This is a genomic window from Trabulsiella odontotermitis, assembly GCF_030053895.1.
GTDB classification, from domain to species: Bacteria; Pseudomonadota; Gammaproteobacteria; order Enterobacterales; family Enterobacteriaceae; genus Trabulsiella; species Trabulsiella odontotermitis_C.
In genome coordinates this window covers 2,352,313-2,369,536 of sequence record NZ_CP125781.1, presented here as the reverse complement: position 1 = coordinate 2,369,536, position 17,224 = coordinate 2,352,313, and the positions used below count along the sequence as shown (strand labels likewise).

General features: G+C 54.7%; 17 protein-coding genes. 11 read left to right on the top strand and 6 right to left on the bottom strand.

Annotation, left to right across the window (positions count from 1 at the left end; genetic code table 11):
• Positions 1–74 precede the first annotated feature (74 nt).
• Positions 75–1,265 carry an efflux MFS transporter YdeE gene (gene ydeE, locus QMG90_RS11290; protein WP_283279709.1) on the bottom strand — a complete coding sequence of 397 codons (1,191 nt, stop codon included), beginning with the start codon at positions 1,263–1,265 and terminating at the stop codon, positions 75–77.
• 192 nt (positions 1,266–1,457) lie between these two features.
• Between ydeE and eamA the strand changes: the two genes are divergently transcribed.
• Positions 1,458–2,360, top strand: a complete 903-nt coding sequence (eamA, locus tag QMG90_RS11285) for an O-acetylserine/cysteine exporter (RefSeq protein ID WP_283279708.1) — start codon at positions 1,458–1,460, stop codon at positions 2,358–2,360.
• Between the two features lie 31 nt (positions 2,361–2,391).
• Here eamA and marB read toward each other — a convergent pair whose 3' ends face one another.
• From marB to marR, 3 genes are read right to left on the bottom strand one after another with little or no spacing between them, the layout of a single operon-like run.
• Positions 2,392–2,610, bottom strand: coding sequence for a multiple antibiotic resistance protein MarB (gene marB / locus QMG90_RS11280; RefSeq protein WP_283279707.1), 219 nt, complete (start codon positions 2,608–2,610; stop codon positions 2,392–2,394).
• A gap of 29 nt (positions 2,611–2,639) precedes the next feature.
• A complete protein-coding gene (marA, locus tag QMG90_RS11275) occupies positions 2,640–3,023 on the bottom strand; it encodes an MDR efflux pump AcrAB transcriptional activator MarA (RefSeq protein ID WP_283279705.1) in 384 nt (127 codons plus the stop codon).
• An 18-nt stretch (positions 3,024–3,041) separates the two neighbouring features.
• Complete coding sequence (marR, locus tag QMG90_RS11270; protein ID WP_283283943.1) at positions 3,042–3,476, bottom strand: multiple antibiotic resistance transcriptional regulator MarR; 435 nt, start codon at positions 3,474–3,476, stop codon at positions 3,042–3,044.
• A gap of 228 nt (positions 3,477–3,704) precedes the next feature.
• Here marR and QMG90_RS11265 point away from each other — a divergent pair, with 228 nt between their 5' ends.
• On the top strand, positions 3,705–4,373 hold the full coding sequence (locus tag QMG90_RS11265; protein ID WP_283279703.1) for a MarC family NAAT transporter: 669 nt from the start codon (positions 3,705–3,707) through the stop codon (positions 4,371–4,373).
• Between the two features lie 25 nt (positions 4,374–4,398).
• Here the strand turns inward: QMG90_RS11265 and QMG90_RS11260 are convergent, their stop codons facing one another.
• A complete protein-coding gene (locus QMG90_RS11260; RefSeq protein WP_283279702.1) occupies positions 4,399–5,595 on the bottom strand; it encodes a sugar transporter in 1,197 nt (398 codons plus the stop codon).
• Positions 5,596–5,799: 204 nt separating this feature from the next.
• Here QMG90_RS11260 and QMG90_RS11255 point away from each other — a divergent pair, with 204 nt between their 5' ends.
• The gene (locus QMG90_RS11255) at positions 5,800–6,591 is read left to right on the top strand and encodes a PhzF family phenazine biosynthesis protein (protein ID WP_283283942.1); all 792 of its coding nucleotides are present in this window, start codon (positions 5,800–5,802) and stop codon (positions 6,589–6,591) included.
• Here QMG90_RS11255 and ptrR read toward each other — a convergent pair.
• Positions 6,588–7,460, bottom strand: coding sequence for a putrescine utilization regulator PtrR (gene ptrR, locus QMG90_RS11250; protein ID WP_283279700.1), 873 nt, complete (start codon positions 7,458–7,460; stop codon positions 6,588–6,590). The genes QMG90_RS11255 and ptrR overlap by 4 nt on opposite strands.
• A gap of 103 nt (positions 7,461–7,563) precedes the next feature.
• Between ptrR and sad the strand changes: the two genes are divergently transcribed.
• From sad to QMG90_RS11210, 8 genes are all read left to right on the top strand, one after another.
• A complete protein-coding gene (gene sad, locus QMG90_RS11245) occupies positions 7,564–8,949 on the top strand; it encodes a succinate-semialdehyde dehydrogenase (protein WP_283279698.1) in 1,386 nt (461 codons plus the stop codon).
• Positions 8,950–9,051: 102 nt separating this feature from the next.
• The gene (locus tag QMG90_RS11240) at positions 9,052–10,641 is read left to right on the top strand and encodes a methyl-accepting chemotaxis protein (RefSeq protein ID WP_283279697.1); all 1,590 of its coding nucleotides are present in this window, start codon (positions 9,052–9,054) and stop codon (positions 10,639–10,641) included.
• A gap of 87 nt (positions 10,642–10,728) precedes the next feature.
• Entirely contained in the window at positions 10,729–11,631 is a 903-nt protein-coding gene (gene glsB, locus QMG90_RS11235; RefSeq protein ID WP_430381690.1) for a glutaminase B, read from the top strand.
• 3 nt (positions 11,632–11,634) lie between these two features.
• Positions 11,635–11,994: a DUF4186 domain-containing protein gene (locus QMG90_RS11230; RefSeq protein ID WP_283279694.1), complete on the top strand. Its 360-nt coding sequence runs from the start codon at positions 11,635–11,637 to the stop codon at positions 11,992–11,994.
• A gap of 104 nt (positions 11,995–12,098) precedes the next feature.
• A complete protein-coding gene (locus tag QMG90_RS11225; protein ID WP_283279693.1) occupies positions 12,099–13,517 on the top strand; it encodes a GGDEF domain-containing protein in 1,419 nt (472 codons plus the stop codon).
• Positions 13,518–13,623: 106 nt separating this feature from the next.
• The gene (locus QMG90_RS11220; protein ID WP_283279692.1) at positions 13,624–14,607 is read left to right on the top strand and encodes a sensor domain-containing diguanylate cyclase; all 984 of its coding nucleotides are present in this window, start codon (positions 13,624–13,626) and stop codon (positions 14,605–14,607) included.
• An 88-nt stretch (positions 14,608–14,695) separates the two neighbouring features.
• The gene (locus tag QMG90_RS11215; RefSeq protein WP_283279691.1) at positions 14,696–16,147 is read left to right on the top strand and encodes a tagaturonate reductase; all 1,452 of its coding nucleotides are present in this window, start codon (positions 14,696–14,698) and stop codon (positions 16,145–16,147) included.
• Between the two features lie 159 nt (positions 16,148–16,306).
• Positions 16,307–17,221, top strand: a complete 915-nt coding sequence (locus QMG90_RS11210) for a bestrophin family protein (RefSeq protein ID WP_283279690.1) — start codon at positions 16,307–16,309, stop codon at positions 17,219–17,221.
• The last annotated feature ends 3 nt before the right edge of the window (positions 17,222–17,224 follow it).

The window sequence follows — 17,224 nt, the reverse complement described above, 5'->3', positions numbered from 1 at the left end:
TTGAGTGTCCGCGAGGGCATGGGAAAGCAACACGATCCTAACCCGACAGCAAGGCGACAGCGACCCGACAGCCGTCAGACCGTGCTGAACAACCCTTCGTGCGGACTGACACGCATGCCGCGCAGGATCATCATCCATGCCACCACAATCGCGGCCATCAGAATGGCAAACAGCGACCACGGCGGCAGCGTGGTCAGAATCGCGCCGGTGATCATCGGGTTAAACGCCGCGCCAAGCCAGCCTAACGCCTGAGCGGAAAAATAGCTGGCTTTCAGACCCGGCGGGGCGATGTTGTCGATCAACATATATTCACCGGGCGCATAAATCACTTCACCGATGGTAAAGACAGCGGCGGAGATCCCCCAGAAAATCAGACTGGATCCGGACAGCATAAAGCCCACCAGCCCGAGCAGGAAAAAGAGCGTACCGACGGTCATCAGCGGGCGAATATTACTGGCCGTCAGCTTACGGCCAATGGCGTACTGCAATGTGACCACCACCGCCGCGTTCACCGGCAGGATCACTGCAATCACTTTTTCGGCAAAATCACTGTTTGCCACCGCCAGCACATACTGCGACAGGCAGGAGGCGAATGATCCGCCCACGAATGAGGCCAGCAGCCCGGAGAGGGTGAACCAGAACAGCGCGCGATCACGCAGCAGCACCGACGGCGACCAGGCGCCAGCGTTGTCTTCTGACGCAGTCACCGCAACGCGTTGTACCCATAACTGAATAAACATCATCGGGAAAGCGGCGCAGATGGCGGCCAGCCAGAATGGCAGATTGATGCTGTACATCACAAGCCAGGTGCCGAGCGGCGGCCCGACAGTCCAGCCCATATTCAGAAAGGTATAGTTGAGCGAGAAAATGCGCGCTTTAGCGGCAGACTCCAGCGTATCGGCAAAATAGGCCTTCAGTACCGTTGCAAAAACGGAATAGGCGCAGTTGATGACGGCGAAAAAGAGCACCACCAGAATGACGTTATTCACCAGCGGAATAGCGACAAAGCCGCTAATAAATGCGGCGATGGAAATCAGCATGTAGCGTTTCTTATCAAACTTATCGGCGAGAATGCCGAACGCCAGACTGAACACCACACCAATGGTTAACGCGACGGTCATCGCGTAACCAATCTGATCGACGCCGAGCGCAAACTGCCGCGTCAGATAGATGGTCATAAACGGTAATGTTGCGCCACGGCCAATGGTTAACAGCAACGACGACGCCAGCAGCGCTGCGGTTGAGCGCCGGGTGTTAGAGATCATTTTCCTGCCCGAGTATTTTTTCTGTCATGAGGTTGTGTCATATCAGGAGTAACACGGCTTGCGGGGTGTTGTATAGCTGAACACATGTCGACACGTGCTTTTTGACCCTCCTGGATTTAATGATCTATCAGCGCATTGATTTTTTCGTTACTTTAATTCTGCTTACATAAATTGAACAAACAGGGGCGAGGTATGACGCGAAAAGATGGGCTACTGGCGTTGCTGGTGGTGGTCGTTTGGGGGCTCAATTTTGTCGTCATCAAAGTGGGTTTACACAATATGCCGCCGTTGATGCTGGCAGGGTTACGCTTTCTGCTGGTGGCGTTTCCGGCGTTGCTGTTTGTCGCGAAACCGAAGATCCCGTTCCGGTTGCTGCTGGGTTATGGGCTGACGATAAGCTTCGGCCAGTTTGCCTTTCTGTTCAGCGCCATTAAGTTTGGCATGCCCGCCGGGCTTGCCTCACTGGTGTTGCAGGCGCAGGCCTTCTTTTCGATTATTCTCGGTGCCTTTGTTTTTGGCGAACGCCTGCAGGGCAAACAACTCGCCGGGATCACCCTGGCTGTGTTTGGCGTACTGGTGCTGATTGAAGGCAGTCTGACCGGGCAGGATGTCACTATGCTGGGCTTTTTCCTGACCCTGGCGGCGGCGCTGTGCTGGGCCAGTGGTAATATCTTCAATAAAATCATCATGCAACATGAGAGCCGTCCGGCGGTGATGTCGCTGGTGGTGTGGAGCGCGCTGATCCCGATCGTGCCGTTTATGCTGGCCTCCTTGCTGCTCGATGGCCCGGCGGTGATGCTACAAAGCCTGGTGGAGATCGACATGACGACGATTTTGTCGCTGGTCTATCTGGCGTTTATTGCCACCATTGTGGGATATGGCATCTGGGGTTCGCTGCTTGGGCGGTATGAAACCTGGCGCGTGGCGCCGCTGTCGTTGCTGGTACCGGTGGTCGGGCTGGCGAGCGCGGCTGTGCTGTTAGACGAAAGACTGACAGGGCTGCAGATGGTTGGCGCGGTGCTGATTATGGCCGGGTTGTTTATCAACGTGTTCGGGCTGCGGTTCCGGCGTCGGGTGAAGGCGATCCGAGGTTAAAAAAAAGCCCCGCATGGCGGGGCAAGACGAATTACTGGTTGCGCTTATTGTAATAAGGCACACCCAGTTCGTCGGATTTGTCGCTGCCAGCCGCCATATGGTTAAAATCAAATGGCGACTGGTTTTGGGCGGTCGGCATTATCATTGTCTCACGCGATGGTTGACTGGCATGGGTTGTGGATTGCTCCGCAAAACTCTGGCCGGAAGCCAGCGCCAGTAAGGCGAGGGCGGCGGAGGCGAACAGTTTCATGATTTCCTCAATACGTCTGATGCAGGCGATTAACAGTTACAATTATTAATAGGATAGAGATAACGCGATTCACCGGGCATGTTGGTCACGCGGTACTTGTGCGGCGGCACGTCGAAATAGTTTTTGAACGTTCGCGTCAGCGTCTGCTGTGACTCAAAGCCGTAGCGTTCAGCGAGATAAAGGATCGGCTCGTCGCTCTGCTTGAGCTGCTGCGCGATCTCCGTCAGCTTACGACTACGAATATATTGACCAAGTGAATGGCCGGTCTCTTTTTTAAACATCCGTTGCAGGTGCCATTTCGAATAACCGGAACGCTCTGACACTTTTTCCAGCGACAGGGGCGATTCCAGGTTGTCTTCGATCCAGCCCAAAATGCTATGAATGGTAATGGCGTCGGTATTTCGTCTGGACATCGTCTGACCTCTTTCTGCTTATAACAGAATTTTTTTGAGCAGCAGTTCGAGTTGAGTAAGCTCGTCTGCCGTTAGGTTTTTAATTAATTCCTGGTGCAGGTCCTGGCCTACGCGCTGGTGGCATTGCTCGCATATTGCGGCGCCTTCTGGTGTCAGTTGCACCAGCACTCCACGCTTATCATTCGGGTTAGGCAGGCGCTCGATCCATCCTTTGCTAATCAGCCGATCGAGCATTCTGGTCAGGGCGCCTAAATCAACGGACAACACTTTTTTCAGCTCAACAGGGGGGATACACACCTGGCAGCGAATGGAGCACAGCACTTTGAACTGAGTGGCGGTGATGTCCAGCGGCGACAGATAATCGTTGAGTAAACGATCTTTTTTCTGGTTGACCATATGGATTAAGCGTCCAAGTGGAATGATTTCGTTAAACAGATCACTTGTGCTTTTCACAATGGTTGCCCTGGCAAGTAGTTTAATTGCGAAGGATATTATTGCCCAGGCAAGCATAAGTCAACCGAATGAATTATCCGATGCCACAATTTGCTAAATCGTTTACAACTGGCCGCATTTGCTAAGATTTACCGTCATAAGCTGTAAGGTTTATTACACCTTTTAAAGGTCACAAAATTGCCTTAAGCCGATATAATTCAGTATTAATTTTCAGGAATCAGGTCACTTATGATGGAACTTTTAAAAGCGATCGGCCTTGGGCTGGTCGTTCTGTTGCCGCTGGCAAACCCACTTACCACCGTGGCGCTGTTTCTCGGTCTTGCCGGAAACATGAACAGCGCGGAGCGTAACCGCCAGTCGATGATGGCATCGATTTATGTCTTTGCGATTATGATGGTGGCGTATTATGCCGGGCAGCTGGTGATGAATACCTTCGGCATTTCAATTCCCGGTCTGCGCATTGCCGGCGGCCTGATCGTCGCGTTCATTGGTTTCCGTATGCTTTTCCCGCAGCAGAAAGCGCATGAATCCCCGGAAGCGGAGAGCAAGACCGAAGAGCTGCGCGATGAACCAGATGCCAATATCGCCTTTGTTCCACTCGCCATGCCGAGTACCGCCGGGCCAGGAACTATTGCGATGATCATCAGTTCCGCTTCCACCGTGAAAGAGGGGGTGAATTTTTCCGCCTGGGTAGTGCTGGTTGCGCCGCCACTGATTTTTGCCGCGGTGGCGCTGATCCTGTGGGGCAGTTTGCGCAGTTCCGGCGCCATCATGCGGATGGTCGGGAAAGGCGGCATTGAAGCCATTTCCCGGCTGATGGGCTTCCTGCTGGTCTGCATGGGCGTGCAGTTTATTATTAACGGCGTGCTGGAAATTATTACCAGCTATCAGGCATAACAAAGGGCGCATTGCGCCCTTCATATCAGGAATGATGCTGGGGTTCCAGCATCGCTACCGGCCAGCGGCGGAAGATAATAACCGCCCAGATGAGCGCCGCCAGTGCCGGCACCGCACCGACATAACCTATCGACGACATCGACAGCCACAGGCTGACCTGACTGCCAACCAGCGCGCCCGCGCCAATCCCGATATTGAAAATGCCGGAAAACAGCGACATCGCCACATCGGTGGCGTCCGGAGCCAGCGCCAGCACTTTCACCTGCATGCCCAGCCCAATAATCATGATCGCAATGCCCCAGAAAATGCTGAGCATTGCCAGATACGTTTCGTTCTGTGCGGCAGGTAACAGCAGCAACAGGCAGATCAACAGCAGGGCAATCGCGCTGCTAATCAGCACAGAAGAATGGTTGTTGCCCAGCCGGCCAAACAGAATACTGCCGATGATCCCGGCACCGCCGAGGATAAGCAGCAATACCGTGGCAAACTGACCACTCAGACCCGCGACGTTCTGCACAAACGGTTCGATGTAGCTGTAGGCCGTGTAGTGCGCTGTCACCACCACCACTGTCAGAATGTAGATACTGACCAGCGCCGGGCGGCGGAACAGCACCGGCAGACTTTTCAGTGATCCTGAATGCTCGCTTGGCAGCGTCGGCAACAGTTTGATCAGCGCCAGCAGAGTGATAAACGCGCCCACACCAATGGCAAAGAAGGTGATGCGCCAGCCAAAAAGCTGCCCGACCACACGACCGACCGGAATGCCTAACACCATCGCCAGCGCGGTGCCAGTGGCGATCAGGCTCAGCGCCTGCGCACGTTTCCCGGCGGGTGCCATACGGATCGCCAGTGATGCGGTTATTGACCAGAACACCGCATGGGCGAACGCGATGCCGATACGGCTAATCACCAGCACCGGGAAATTCCACGCCAGAAACGACAGCACATGGCTGGCGATAAACAAAATGAACAATGCAATGAGGAGTTTTCGCCGCTCCACCTGACGCGTCAGCAGCATAAACGGCAGTGACATCAGCGCCACTACCCAGGCGTAGATGGTCAGCATAATGCCCACCTGCGCCGTCTCCATCTGAAAACTACTGGCGATATCCGACAGCAACCCAACCGGCACAAACTCGGTGGTGTTAAAGATAAAAGCGGCAATCGCCAGCGTGACCACCCGAAGCCACCCGACCTTGCGTGAAACTGTATTTGTCATCATAAATTGAGGGCAGGTTACAAAGAGGAAAGAAGTGGGGCGATCTTAAAACGATCACTGCCTGAAATACAATCATTTTGTGACCTGAGTCTCATTTTTGCCTGAGGGTGTCGGCCGACGCTAACAAGTTAATTTTTCTATAAAACGTGTGCATTAATCACGTTTATGTCATGTTATCGATAAGCAAAAAAGTGAAGGGACAGAATGATGCAGGAGATTAATTTTTATCTGGTCGACGCGTTCAGTAACCACAGCTTTGGCGGTAACGCGGCGGCGGTTTGTCCGCTCACCGAATGGCTGCCGGACGAAACGCTGCTAAAAATGGCTCAGCAGCATAACCAGTCAGAGACGGCGTTTTTCGTCCGCACTGACGAAGGATATGAACTACGTTGGTTTACCACGCTGCACGAAATCAATCTCTGTGGTCACGCGACGCTGGCAGCCTCGCACGTGATTTTTGAATATTTCGATCATCCGTCATCGACGATCGTGTTTAGCACCCGTTTTGTCGGCGAGCTTCGCGTAACGCGTAGCGGCGACTGGCTGACGCTGGATTTCCCGGCCTGGGAGACGACAGTTGTTGAGCTGCCGCCTGCGGAACTTCTGGCCGGGCTCGGACTGCGCGACGCGCAGGAAATTCGCGTGGCGCGAGATTATCTGGTGATTTTAGCCGACCGTCAGCAGGTGGAGGCCGTACGCCCGGATATGCAGATACTTCAGCACCTGGAGAAAATGGTCTGTATTAGCGCTGCGGATGAAGAGTACGACTTTGTCAGCCGTTTCTTCTGCCCGGGAGAGTCGGTGGCGGAAGACCCGGTGACCGGTTCGACCCACAGCATGCTGATTCCTTACTGGGGCGAAAGGCTCGGCAAAACGAAAATGCTGGCGCGGCAGGTCTCCGCGCGTGGAGGCGATATTCGCTGCGAGCTGAAGGGGGCAAGAGTATTGATGAGCGGCCAGGCGGTGACCTATTTAACCGGCGTGATTACGCTGCGCTAGAGAGGTTGGCTTCGATCTTCGTTCAGCAGTTCGATAAACGCTTCCAGCTGGCGGGTCATCGCCCCGCGCCGCCAGACAAGCCAGGTGGTCAGCCAGCGCCATTTTTCTGCCAGCGGCCAGGCATCGACCTGATGATGACCGGGCATACTTTCCAGCATACTGCGGGGAATGAGCGCCAGCCCGGCACCGGCAATCACGCAGGCGAGCATACCGTGATAGGACTCCATTTCATGGATCCGCCCCGGTGTGGCGCGGTCGGCGTGAAACCAACTCTCAAAATGACGGCGATAGGAGCAGTTGGCGCGAAACGCGTAAATGCTGGCGCCGTTCACTTCGCTGGCCCGTTTGACCGGTGCATGACCGTGCGGGGTGACAATCATCATCTCTTCACGATAAACCGGAATGCCTTCCAGCCCGGGATGCATGACCGGGCCATCGACAAACGCCGCGCTCAGCGTCCCTTCGGTCACGCCGTCAATCATGGTGCCGGAAGGGCCGGTCGCCAGATCAAACTGAATTTTCGGATAGCGCTGATTATAGCGCGCCAGCGTTTCCGGAATGCGAACCGCCGCCGTACTTTCCAGCGACCCCAGCGCAAACAGGCCCTGCGGCTCATCGCCTGCGACCACCATCCGGGCTTCATCCACTAACGCGAGGATCTGCTGGCTGTAGCGCAGGAAACTGTGCCCGGCCGGGGAGAGGCGCAGCCGCTGGTTTTCACGAATAAACAGCTCAACGCCAAGGTCGGCTTCCAGTTGGCGAATACGGGTCGTCAGGTTAGAGGGCACCCGGTGAACTTTTTGCGCAGCGAGGGTAATGCTGCCCGTGTGGGCGACGGCGTTGAACATCTCAAGCTGAGTCAGATCCATAGTATTCTCGATTCGTGAACAGAATGGTTAATATTATTCAGTTTTCATAAATGGAAGAGTACGCCAGGATGAGAACACAACGCAATCGACTGAGAGAGAAAACATGAGCTCACCTGCAACCCACGCAATTTCCGTCAATCCGGCAACCGGCGACGTGCTCTCGTCGTTGCCATGGGCCACCGCCGACCAGGTTGACAGCGCCATCGCGCAAGCTGACAACGGCTATCGCCAGTGGCGGCAGAAAACCATTGCTGAACGTGCCGACGCGTTACGCGCGGTCGGTCAGACGCTGCGCGAACATGCCGATGAAATGGCGTTACGGATCACCCGTGAAATGGGGAAACCGATCGCCCAGGCGCGTGGCGAAGTTGCGAAATCCGCCAGCCTGTTTGACTGGTATGCCGAACACGGTCCGGCGATGCTGTCGACCGAACCGACGATGGTTGAGAACCAGCAGGCGGTGATCGAATACCGTCCGATGGGGCCGATTCTGGCGGTAATGCCGTGGAACTTCCCGTTGTGGCAGGTGGTGCGCGGCGCGGTGCCAATTCTGCTGGCCGGTAACAGCTATTTACTGAAACACGCGCCAAATGTGATGGGCTGCGCGGCTTTCATCGGCGAGATCTTCACCAAAGCCGGGATCCCGCAGGGCGTTTTCGGCTGGGTAAATGCGACTAACGATGGCGTCAGCCAGGCGATTAATGATGTGCGTATTGCCGCAGTGACCGTCACCGGAAGCGTACGGGCAGGGAAGGCAATTGGCGCGCAATCCGGCGCGGCGCTGAAAAAATGCGTACTCGAGCTGGGTGGTTCCGATCCGTTTATCGTTCTGAATGATGCTGATCTGGATCTCGCCGTGCAGGCCGCGGTTATTGGACGCTACCAGAACACCGGGCAGGTATGTGCCGCTGCGAAGCGCTTTATCGTCGAGGCGGGTATTGCGGATGCTTTCACGGAGAAATTTGTCGCCGCGACCGCGAAACTGAAGATGGGCTCACCGGAAGAAGAGCAGAATTACCTCGGACCAATGGCGCGTTTTGATCTCCGTGATGAGCTGGATCAGCAGGTACAGAAGACGCTCGCCGAAGGCGCCACGCTGTTGCTGGGTGGCGAGAAAATTGCCGGGCAGGGTAACTATTACGCGCCGACCGTACTCGGTAACGTCACCCGCGACATGACCGCGTTTCGTCAGGAGATGTTTGGCCCGGTCGCGGCGATCATTATCGCCCGCGACGCTGACCATGCGCTGGAACTGGCGAACGACAGCGAGTTCGGGCTTTCTGCGACGGTCTTCACTGCCAGCGATGCACAGGCGCAGCGTTTTGCCCGCGAGCTGGAGTGCGGCGGCGTCTTTATCAACGGCTACAGCGCCAGCGATGCCCGCGTGGCATTCGGTGGGGTGAAGAAAAGCGGCTTTGGTCGCGAATTGTCACACTTTGGTTTGCGGGAATTCTGCAACGTACAAACGGTGTGGAAAGACCGCCGCTAGGCCATCCCGGGGCGCCGTATGGCGTCCTGTCATTTTCCCGTCATGGTTCTGTCATTTTCATTTCGTAGACTCGCGCCTGTCTAGTCGTAACAGATGAAAATCATGAACTTAACTCAAACTTTTCAGCGTTTCACACAGCGCTTTTTTCCACGGCAGTTCGGCCTGCTGGCAGGGATTTTTTGCATCATTGGTTTATTCTCTGCTTTGCAGATTACCTCCTCATTTCTCCTCACTTTTTCCTTAAAAGATGCGCAACGTAACGAACAGCGCAATCAGCAGGCGCATCTTCAGCAGGTCAAGGTGGACGAAGCACGCGTGTCGCTACTGGCGGCGAGCGATCTGCTCAACCGCGCTGGCGTCTATTTTATGCAGGATAAAGAAACCGGTTCGGTGGGAAGCTGGAACAGCCTGATGGATGAGGCGCAAAAAGCACTGGTACAGTCGCAAACCGCCTGGCAGGCCTGGCTGGCACTGAATCCGCCGAAAGACGAGGGATTGATCAACAGCTATCAACTGTTTTACGGCGCAATTAAAGAACAGGCGGACGGGCTGACGAAAACCCAGTCAATCGATGCCTTTTTTGCCGTGCCGGTGCAGGCGTTTCAGTCTGACTTTAACGACAACTACGCCCGTTTTCAGCAGGCCAGCGAAACCCAGGCGGAAGCAGGTCGGCAGGCGTTGATGAGTAATTTGTCAACTCTGCAGACGTTGTTTTTGCTGGCCCCGGCTTTACTGGTGGTGATTGCGGCGGCGGTATGGATCGGTATGTCGCGCTGGGTGATTTCCCCGCTGCGCCGGTTGATTACCCATATCAACACGCTGGCGGCAGGTGATCTCTCCAGCCCGCTGCCCACCGTCAGCCGCTTTAACCGCGAAATCGATCAACTGAGTCTCAGCATTGGTGACATGCAGCGCGGGTTACAGCAACTGGTGACCCGCGTGAATCAGGCCACCGGCTCGATGATGACGCAGATTGACCACCTGGTGGAAGGCAACGAAAAACTGTTCCAGCAATCAGTCAAACAATCGCAGGAGCTGGATGAGGTCACCACACATATCGCCCGCATGGAATCGCACGTGGAAGGCAACACCGGCTATGCGCAGCTCGCCAGTCAGCGGGCGGACGAAGCGCGCCAGGTGGCGGCTGGCGGTGACCGGATGATGGTGACGGTGAATGAATCCATGCAGGCGATTGTCGACCGCTCCGCAGAAATGCGTGGCATCGTGGCGATGATCGACAGCGTCGCTTTCCAGACCAATATTCTGGCACTCAACGCCGCGATTGAGGCCGCGCATGCGGGCAATCAGGGGCGCGGGTTTGCGGTGGTGGCTAAAGAGGTTGGTTTGCTGGCGCGCAAGAGCAGTCAGTCCACACAGACTATTCAGGAGCTGATTAACCACTCGCTGGACGGTATCGAACAGGGATCGCGGGCGGTGAACCGTCTGGAAGATAACCTGCAAAAAGTCACCGGACTGGTGGGGCACTTGAGCGGCTTACTGAATGAGATCTCACAGGCCACCCTCAGCCAGGGAGACAGTATCCATCAGATGACCCGTCAGCTTCATACACTGAACCAGGTGGCGCGCCAGACCGGTGAACTGGTCGACTATGCGACGAAATCATCGGGCAAGTTACAGGAAAGCTCGCAGTTGCTGAAACAGGCCGTCACCCGTTTTCGACTTCCCGCCTGACGGCAGACATTTCGCTCTGGTATACTCGCAAGCCGAATCTGGCCTGTGGGCAAGGAGCAGTAAGTGGCTACGGTCATCAATAACACTATGCTGGACGCCATTCTGGCTGACGTCCGGCCGCTGATTGGGCGCGGCAAGGTGGCGGACTACATTCCGGCGCTGGCCTGTGTAGCGGGAAACAAACTGGGAATGGCCATCAGTACCGTCGACGGTCAGCATTTTTCCGCGGGCGATGCGCACGAACGTTTTTCCATCCAGTCGATTTCTAAAGTGCTCAGCCTGATTGTCGCCATGAACCACTATCAGGAAGAGGAAATCTGGCAGCGGGTGGGGAAAGATCCTTCCGGACAGCCGTTCAACTCCCTGTTACAGCTGGAAATGGAGCAGGGTATTCCACGCAATCCGTTCATCAACGCCGGGGCGCTGGTGGTGTGCGATATGTTGCAGGGACGACTGAGCGCGCCCAGACAGCGCATGCTGGAAATCGTCCGTAAACTCAGCGGCGAAACCACGATCAGCTATGACGCCGTTGTGGCCCGTTCTGAGTTCGATCACTCCGCCCGTAATGCTGCCATCGCCTGGCTGATGAAGTCGTTTGGCAATTTTCATCATGATGTGGCGACAGTATTGCAGAACTACTTTCACTACTGTTCCCTGAAAATGAGCTGCGCCGAACTGGCGCGCACTTTTCTGTTTCTGGCTGACAGGGGCAGGGCGCCACACCTTACTTCACCGGTGATCACGCCGTTACAGACGCGGCAGGTCAATGCCCTGATGGCGACCAGCGGGATGTATCAGAATGCCGGGGAATTTGCCTGGCGTGTGGGGTTACCGGCTAAATCCGGTGTCGGTGGTGGCATTGTCGCGATTGTGCCGCAGGAAATGGCTATTGCGGTATGGAGCCCGGAACTGGATGATGCGGGAAATTCGCTGGCAGGGATCGCCGTTCTTGAAAAACTGACCCAACAACTGGGTCGCTCGGTTTACTAGCTTATGATTCCACTTGATTCTCTTTTTGCCCGCCTGGCGCGATCGACGTTTCGCGCCCGGTTTCGTCTCGGCCCGAAAGAGCGGCAGTATTGCATCGATAAGGGACCGGAGGTCATTGACCGTCATGCCGCCGATTTCATCGCCAGCCGCCTGGCGCCCGCACAGCCAAAGAATGACGGTAAACAGACGCCGATGCGCGGCCATCCGGTGTTTATCGCGCAGCACGCAACAGCCACTTGTTGCCGCGGCTGCCTGCAAAAATGGCATCAGATCCCTCAGGGAACTGCACTCAACGAAGAACAGCAGCAATATATTGTGGCCGTGATCCACCACTGGCTGGTCATACAAATGAATTCGCGGTAGTTAATTTTTCGGGCAAAATATCGTGTAATTTTTTTTCATGATAATATTATGGCTGCATCTGTTACCGTAAACAAATTACGAAAGTAATTACCGGATAAATATTCATGCGCTCATTTTCACTGACGTCTTTCACATTGTTTCGTGAAGAACAACCCGTGCGGGATGCGCTGGTAGTATTTATTTTAACCACCCTGTTCTATTTCTTTGGCGCGATGCTGCGAATGGTGCAGGAACTCTCCCTGTTCTGGCCGCTGAACGCCGTAATGGCCGGGGTTTTCGCCCGTTACGCGTTTCTCAATCGCGGTATCCATTACGCCATCTGTTATGCCGCGATGCTGATATATGATGCAATAACCACACAATGGGGAATGGCATCGCTGGTCATTAATCTGTCAAATATGGTTTTTATCGTTACCGTAGCTCAACTGGTATTACGCGATAAAAGACGAACAAACTATATGCCTGGCCCGTTGAGCACCTTGCATTTATTTTATTATTGTCTGCTTGCCGCCATATTATCGTCTTTGCTCGGCGCGATCGGATCCGTCGGTATCGACAGGCAAACCTTTCTTCCGTTGTTTGCGGACTGGTTCAGCGAGCAATTCTCCACTGGTGTGCTGTTTTTGCCCTGCATCATGACGCTGACGTGGCCCGAAAACCTGTCCGGTTTTCGTTTACGTACACTGATTCCGGTGGCGGCGCTGATCCTCTCGATTAGCGCGTCAATACTGGTGGGCGGAGCCGGGAGCCTGGCTTTTCCACTGCCGGCGCTTATCTGGTGCGCGGTGCGCTATCCGCTGCCGTTAACCTGCATGCTGACGCTGGTGGCCGGGTGTGCTGAAATCCTGCTGGTGGCCAACAATATTATTAATCTCTCTGTGGTAGCGCCGTTGCAGACACCGCAACTGTTTTCCACGCGCCTTGGCATCGCCGCGCTGGTGATGAGCCCGGTGATGGTCGCGGCCAGCGTTGACGCCATTAGCCGGCTGATGAAACAGGTCGCGCTGCGCGCTGATTTCGATTTCCTGACCCGGGTTTATTCCCGTTCTGGCCTCTATGAAGCGCTGAAAAAGATAGAGCACACCAGCGATAGTCACCTGACGGTGATGTTGCTGGATCTCGACTATTTCAAAAGCATCAACGACAGCTATGGTCATGAGTGCGGCGATTATGTACTGGCCTCGTTCGCGCAGCAGGTGAAAAGCCTGGTCGGTGAAAAAGGACTGGTGGCGCGAATGGGCGGTGAGGAGTTTGCTATCGCCACACTCACCACTGATGCCGCTGAAGGTTATGCGCTGGCGGAGAGGATCCGCAGTGCCATTGAAGCATATCCGTTCCGCTGGCATCAGGACACGCTGCGACTGACTGTCAGTATTGGTATCGGCACCCGCAGCCCGGGAAACACGCCGGTATCCGAGACGTTCAACCTGTTGCTGGTGGAAGCGGATGAATATCTCTACCGCTCGAAGAAGCTGGGGCGTAACCGCACCAGTATCCGGCGAGATGAACCGATGTTATTTTAACTAACAGGTGACGCCGTCACTTATTGGCAAAAAATCATGTCTGCATTTTCCGGGCTTTTGGCGATGTTGCGCTAAAATTTAATGACTTTCCTCTGGAGGCGAAGTCATGAAAACGCCAGAAATCCCCAAAAATGAAGCCCAGCGTCTGGCCGCATTACGTGACTCCGGCTTGCTGGACGCGGGCGATCCACACCGCTTTGACCGGCTCACGCGGCTGGCGAAACATCTGTTTAATGTCCCAATGGCGCTGGTGACGCTGGTAGACGAGACCACCCTGGTGTTCAAATCGTCCGAAGGCGTGAGCTGGAAATCCCTGCCGCGCAATATCTCATTCTGCGGACACGCGATCCTCAGCGAGCGTCCGTTGATTGTTCCCGATGCCACTGTTGATGAGCGCTTTAGCGATAATCCACTGGTGACGGGGAACCCGCATATTCGCTTTTATGCCGGATACCCGTTACGGCTGCCTGACGGCGCCATCGTGGGTTCGTTCTGCCTGATAGACCATGATACCCGCAACTTCGCGCCTGCCGAACAGGAGATGCTCAAAGACCTGGCGTCGATCGTTGAAGACGATTTTGCGATATTCAGCGTGGCCACGACCGATGATCTGACCGGGTTACTGAACCGCCGCGGGTTTGAGCATCTGGCAAACTATGCCATTGCCTCGTCGGACCGCCGTGCAGAGCCGCTCACGCTTGGCTGGATCGATCTTGATAAGTTTAAGGAAATTAACGACAACTTTGGTCACGATCAGGGCGATGCTGCGCTCCGGGCGCTGGCTGAACTGATGCGTAAAACCTTCCGTGAATCCGACTTGCTGGTGCGGCACGGTGGAGACGAGTTTGCCATTTTGTTTCTGGATACCGATGAAGACGGCGCATTTATCGCCATGCAGCATATGGCCGAAGTGACCGAAGAATACAACAGTACCTCCGGTAAACCCTGGCGTCTGGCTTTTTCCTGGGGCGTTACTGAGTTTGACCATGTTGAGTATGGTGACCTGCAAAGCTGGCTCCGGGCAACGGATAAGCGCATGTATGAGATGAAAATCCAGCGTGATATTAATCAGTGGAACAATAATATTTGATTCAAAGCAGGGTTCCTTGGTTTATAAATCTGATAAGTTATTAGACCAATAATACAGGTTGTATTACCAATAACCGAGGGAACCCAGAGTGAAAACATTAAACCGCCGTGATTTTCCGGGCGCGCAGTACCCTGAGCGCATCATCCAGTTTGGGGAAGGCAACTTTTTACGCGCCTTTATCGACTGGCAGATCGATCTGCTGAACGAACATGCCGGTCTGAATTCAGGGGTGGTGGTGGTTCGTCCGATCAACAGCGATTTCCCGCCATCGCTCAGTACGCAGGATGGCCTGTATACCACCATCATTCGCGGCCTGAATGAGAAGGGCGACGCGGTCAGCGAAGCCCGGCTGATCCGTTCGGTCAATCGTGAAATCAGCGTTTATTCACACTATCAGGAATTCCTGAAACTGGCGCATAACCCGGAGATGCGCTTTGTCTTTTCCAATACCACCGAGGCCGGCATCAGCTATCACGAAGGAGATTCGTTTGATGATGCACCCGCGGTGAGTTACCCGGCGAAACTGACCCGTCTGTTGTTCGAGCGCTTCACCCACTTCAACGGCGCACAGGATAAAGGCTGGGTGATTATTCCTTGCGAACTGATTGATTATAATGGTGATGCACTCCGTGAACTGGTATTGCGCTATGCCCGGGAATGGGCGCTGCCGCAAACGTTCGTGACGTGGCTCGACAGCGCTAACCATTTCTGCTCAACGCTGGTTGACCGCATTGTGACCGGGTATCCACGTGATGAAGCGGCCAGTATCGAGGCCGGACTGGGATATAAAGACAGCTTCCTCGATACCGCCGAATATTTTTATCTGTTTGTTATTCAGGGGCCTAAGTCACTGGCGAAGGAACTGCATCTCAGCCAGTATCCGCTGAATATCCTGATCGTTGACGACATCAAACCGTATAAAGAACGAAAAGTCGCGATCCTCAATGGCGCGCATACCGCGCTGGTGCCTGTAGCGTTCCAGGCCGGGTTGAATACCGTTGGCGAAGCGATGAATGATGCGGAAATCTGCGCCTTTGTTGAGAAAGCGATCCACGAAGAGATTATTCCGGTACTGGATTTGCCTCGCGATGAGCTGGAATCCTTTGCCAGTGCGGTCACCGGACGGTTCCGCAACCCGTATATTAAGCATCAGCTGTTATCGATTGCCCTGAACGGGATGACCAAATTCCGCACCCGCATTCTGCCGCAACTGCTGGCCGGGCAAAAAACTCGCGGCAAACTGCCGCCACGACTGACTTTTGCGCTGGCGGCGTTGATCGCATTTTACCGTGCGGAACGTCAGGGGGAAACGTACCCGGTGCAGGACGATGCCGAGTGGGTTGAGCGTTACCAGCGGCTGTGGGCGCAACATCGCGATCGTCAGATCAGCACTCGCCAGCTGGTCGACAGCGTGCTGTCAGTCACGTCTCACTGGGAACAGGATCTCACCACCGTTTCCGGGCTGGCAGAGCAGGTGACGCGTGATCTGGATACCATCCTGACAAAAGGCATGCGCAACGCCGTTCAGCCGCTGTGTTAAGGTAGTTTTGCTATTTAAGCGGAGAATGTATTTCTCTTCTCCGCTGGCTGATGCAGGCAGAGAGCAGGGCGCAGATCACAAAAATTGCACCGCAGATCCTTGAAAGTGTGACGACATTCACGTTTAATTTACATGTCGTCAACTTTCCCGAAAATATCCATGATTGTTCGCCCGCATCAACACTGGCTTGCTCAAATTTTCGTCTGGCATGGCTCGGTGTTAGCCAAGATTTCCACCCGTTTGCTGCTTAACTTTTTGCTCTCCATCGCTGTGATCCTGATGTTACCGTGGTATTCCACGCTCGGCATCCGGTTCACGCTCGCACCGTTTAGTATTCTCGGTGTGGCCATCGCGATTTTTCTCGGTTTTCGCAATAATGCCTGTTATTCGCGCTATGTCGAAGCCCGTCAGCTCTGGGGTCAACTAATGATTGCCTCGCGCTCGCTGCTAAGGGAAGTGAAAAATACGCTGCCGAATGACCCGGCACTGAGCGATTTTGTGCGCATGCAAATCGCGTTCGCCCATTGTCTGCGAATGACACTGCGCCGCCAGCCGCAATCGGCCACGCTGGCACGTTATCTTTCAGAAGCGGATCTGCAGCAGGTGGTGATGTCGCATTCACCGGCGAACCGCATTCTGTTGCTGATGGGAAACTGGCTGGCTACGCGCCGTGCCGACGGGCTGTTATCGGACATCCTTTTTCACAGCCTGAATAACCGGCTGAACGATATGTCGGTGGTGCTGGCAGGTTGCGAACGCATCGCCAGTACGCCGATACCGTTTGCGTATACGTTAATTCTGCACCGTACCGTGTATCTGTTTTGCATCATGTTGCCGTTTGCGCTGGTGAGCGACCTGCATTACATGACGCCGTTTATCTCCGTACTCATCTCATACACATTTATCTCTCTGGACGCGCTGGCGGAAGAGCTGGAAGAACCATTCGGTATGGAAAACAATGATTTATCGCTGGATGCAATCTGCAACGCAATTGAGATCGACCTGTTACAGATGAATGGTGACACGCCAGTGCCCGCTAAAATGATGCCGGATAAATACTATCAGCTTACCTGACAG

What these genes read in the sequence shown, in the direction of transcription:
- sad (WP_283279698.1), top strand. Translation starts at nt 7,564, where the DNA reads ATGAGCTCACCTGCAACCCACGCAATTTCCGTCAATCCGGCAACCGGC.
- QMG90_RS11210 (WP_283279690.1), top strand. Translation starts at nt 16,307, where the DNA reads ATGATTGTTCGCCCGCATCAACACTGGCTTGCTCAAATTTTCGTCTGG.
- marB (WP_283279707.1), bottom strand. Translation starts at nt 2,610, where the DNA reads ATGAAACTGTTCGCCTCCGCCGCCCTCGCCTTACTGGCGCTGGCTTCC.
- glsB (WP_430381690.1), top strand. Translation starts at nt 10,729, where the DNA reads ATGCTGGACGCCATTCTGGCTGACGTCCGGCCGCTGATTGGGCGCGGC.
- ydeE (WP_283279709.1), bottom strand. Translation starts at nt 1,265, where the DNA reads ATGATCTCTAACACCCGGCGCTCAACCGCAGCGCTGCTGGCGTCGTCG.
- ptrR (WP_283279700.1), bottom strand. Translation starts at nt 7,460, where the DNA reads ATGGATCTGACTCAGCTTGAGATGTTCAACGCCGTCGCCCACACGGGC.
- QMG90_RS11230 (WP_283279694.1), top strand. Translation starts at nt 11,635, where the DNA reads ATGATTCCACTTGATTCTCTTTTTGCCCGCCTGGCGCGATCGACGTTT.
- eamA (WP_283279708.1), top strand. Translation starts at nt 1,458, where the DNA reads ATGACGCGAAAAGATGGGCTACTGGCGTTGCTGGTGGTGGTCGTTTGG.
- QMG90_RS11240 (WP_283279697.1), top strand. Translation starts at nt 9,052, where the DNA reads ATGAACTTAACTCAAACTTTTCAGCGTTTCACACAGCGCTTTTTTCCA.
- QMG90_RS11260 (WP_283279702.1), bottom strand. Translation starts at nt 5,595, where the DNA reads ATGATGACAAATACAGTTTCACGCAAGGTCGGGTGGCTTCGGGTGGTC.
- QMG90_RS11220 (WP_283279692.1), top strand. Translation starts at nt 13,624, where the DNA reads ATGAAAACGCCAGAAATCCCCAAAAATGAAGCCCAGCGTCTGGCCGCA.
- QMG90_RS11265 (WP_283279703.1), top strand. Translation starts at nt 3,705, where the DNA reads ATGATGGAACTTTTAAAAGCGATCGGCCTTGGGCTGGTCGTTCTGTTG.
- marA (WP_283279705.1), bottom strand. Translation starts at nt 3,023, where the DNA reads ATGTCCAGACGAAATACCGACGCCATTACCATTCATAGCATTTTGGGC.
- QMG90_RS11225 (WP_283279693.1), top strand. Translation starts at nt 12,099, where the DNA reads ATGCGCTCATTTTCACTGACGTCTTTCACATTGTTTCGTGAAGAACAA.
- QMG90_RS11255 (WP_283283942.1), top strand. Translation starts at nt 5,800, where the DNA reads ATGCAGGAGATTAATTTTTATCTGGTCGACGCGTTCAGTAACCACAGC.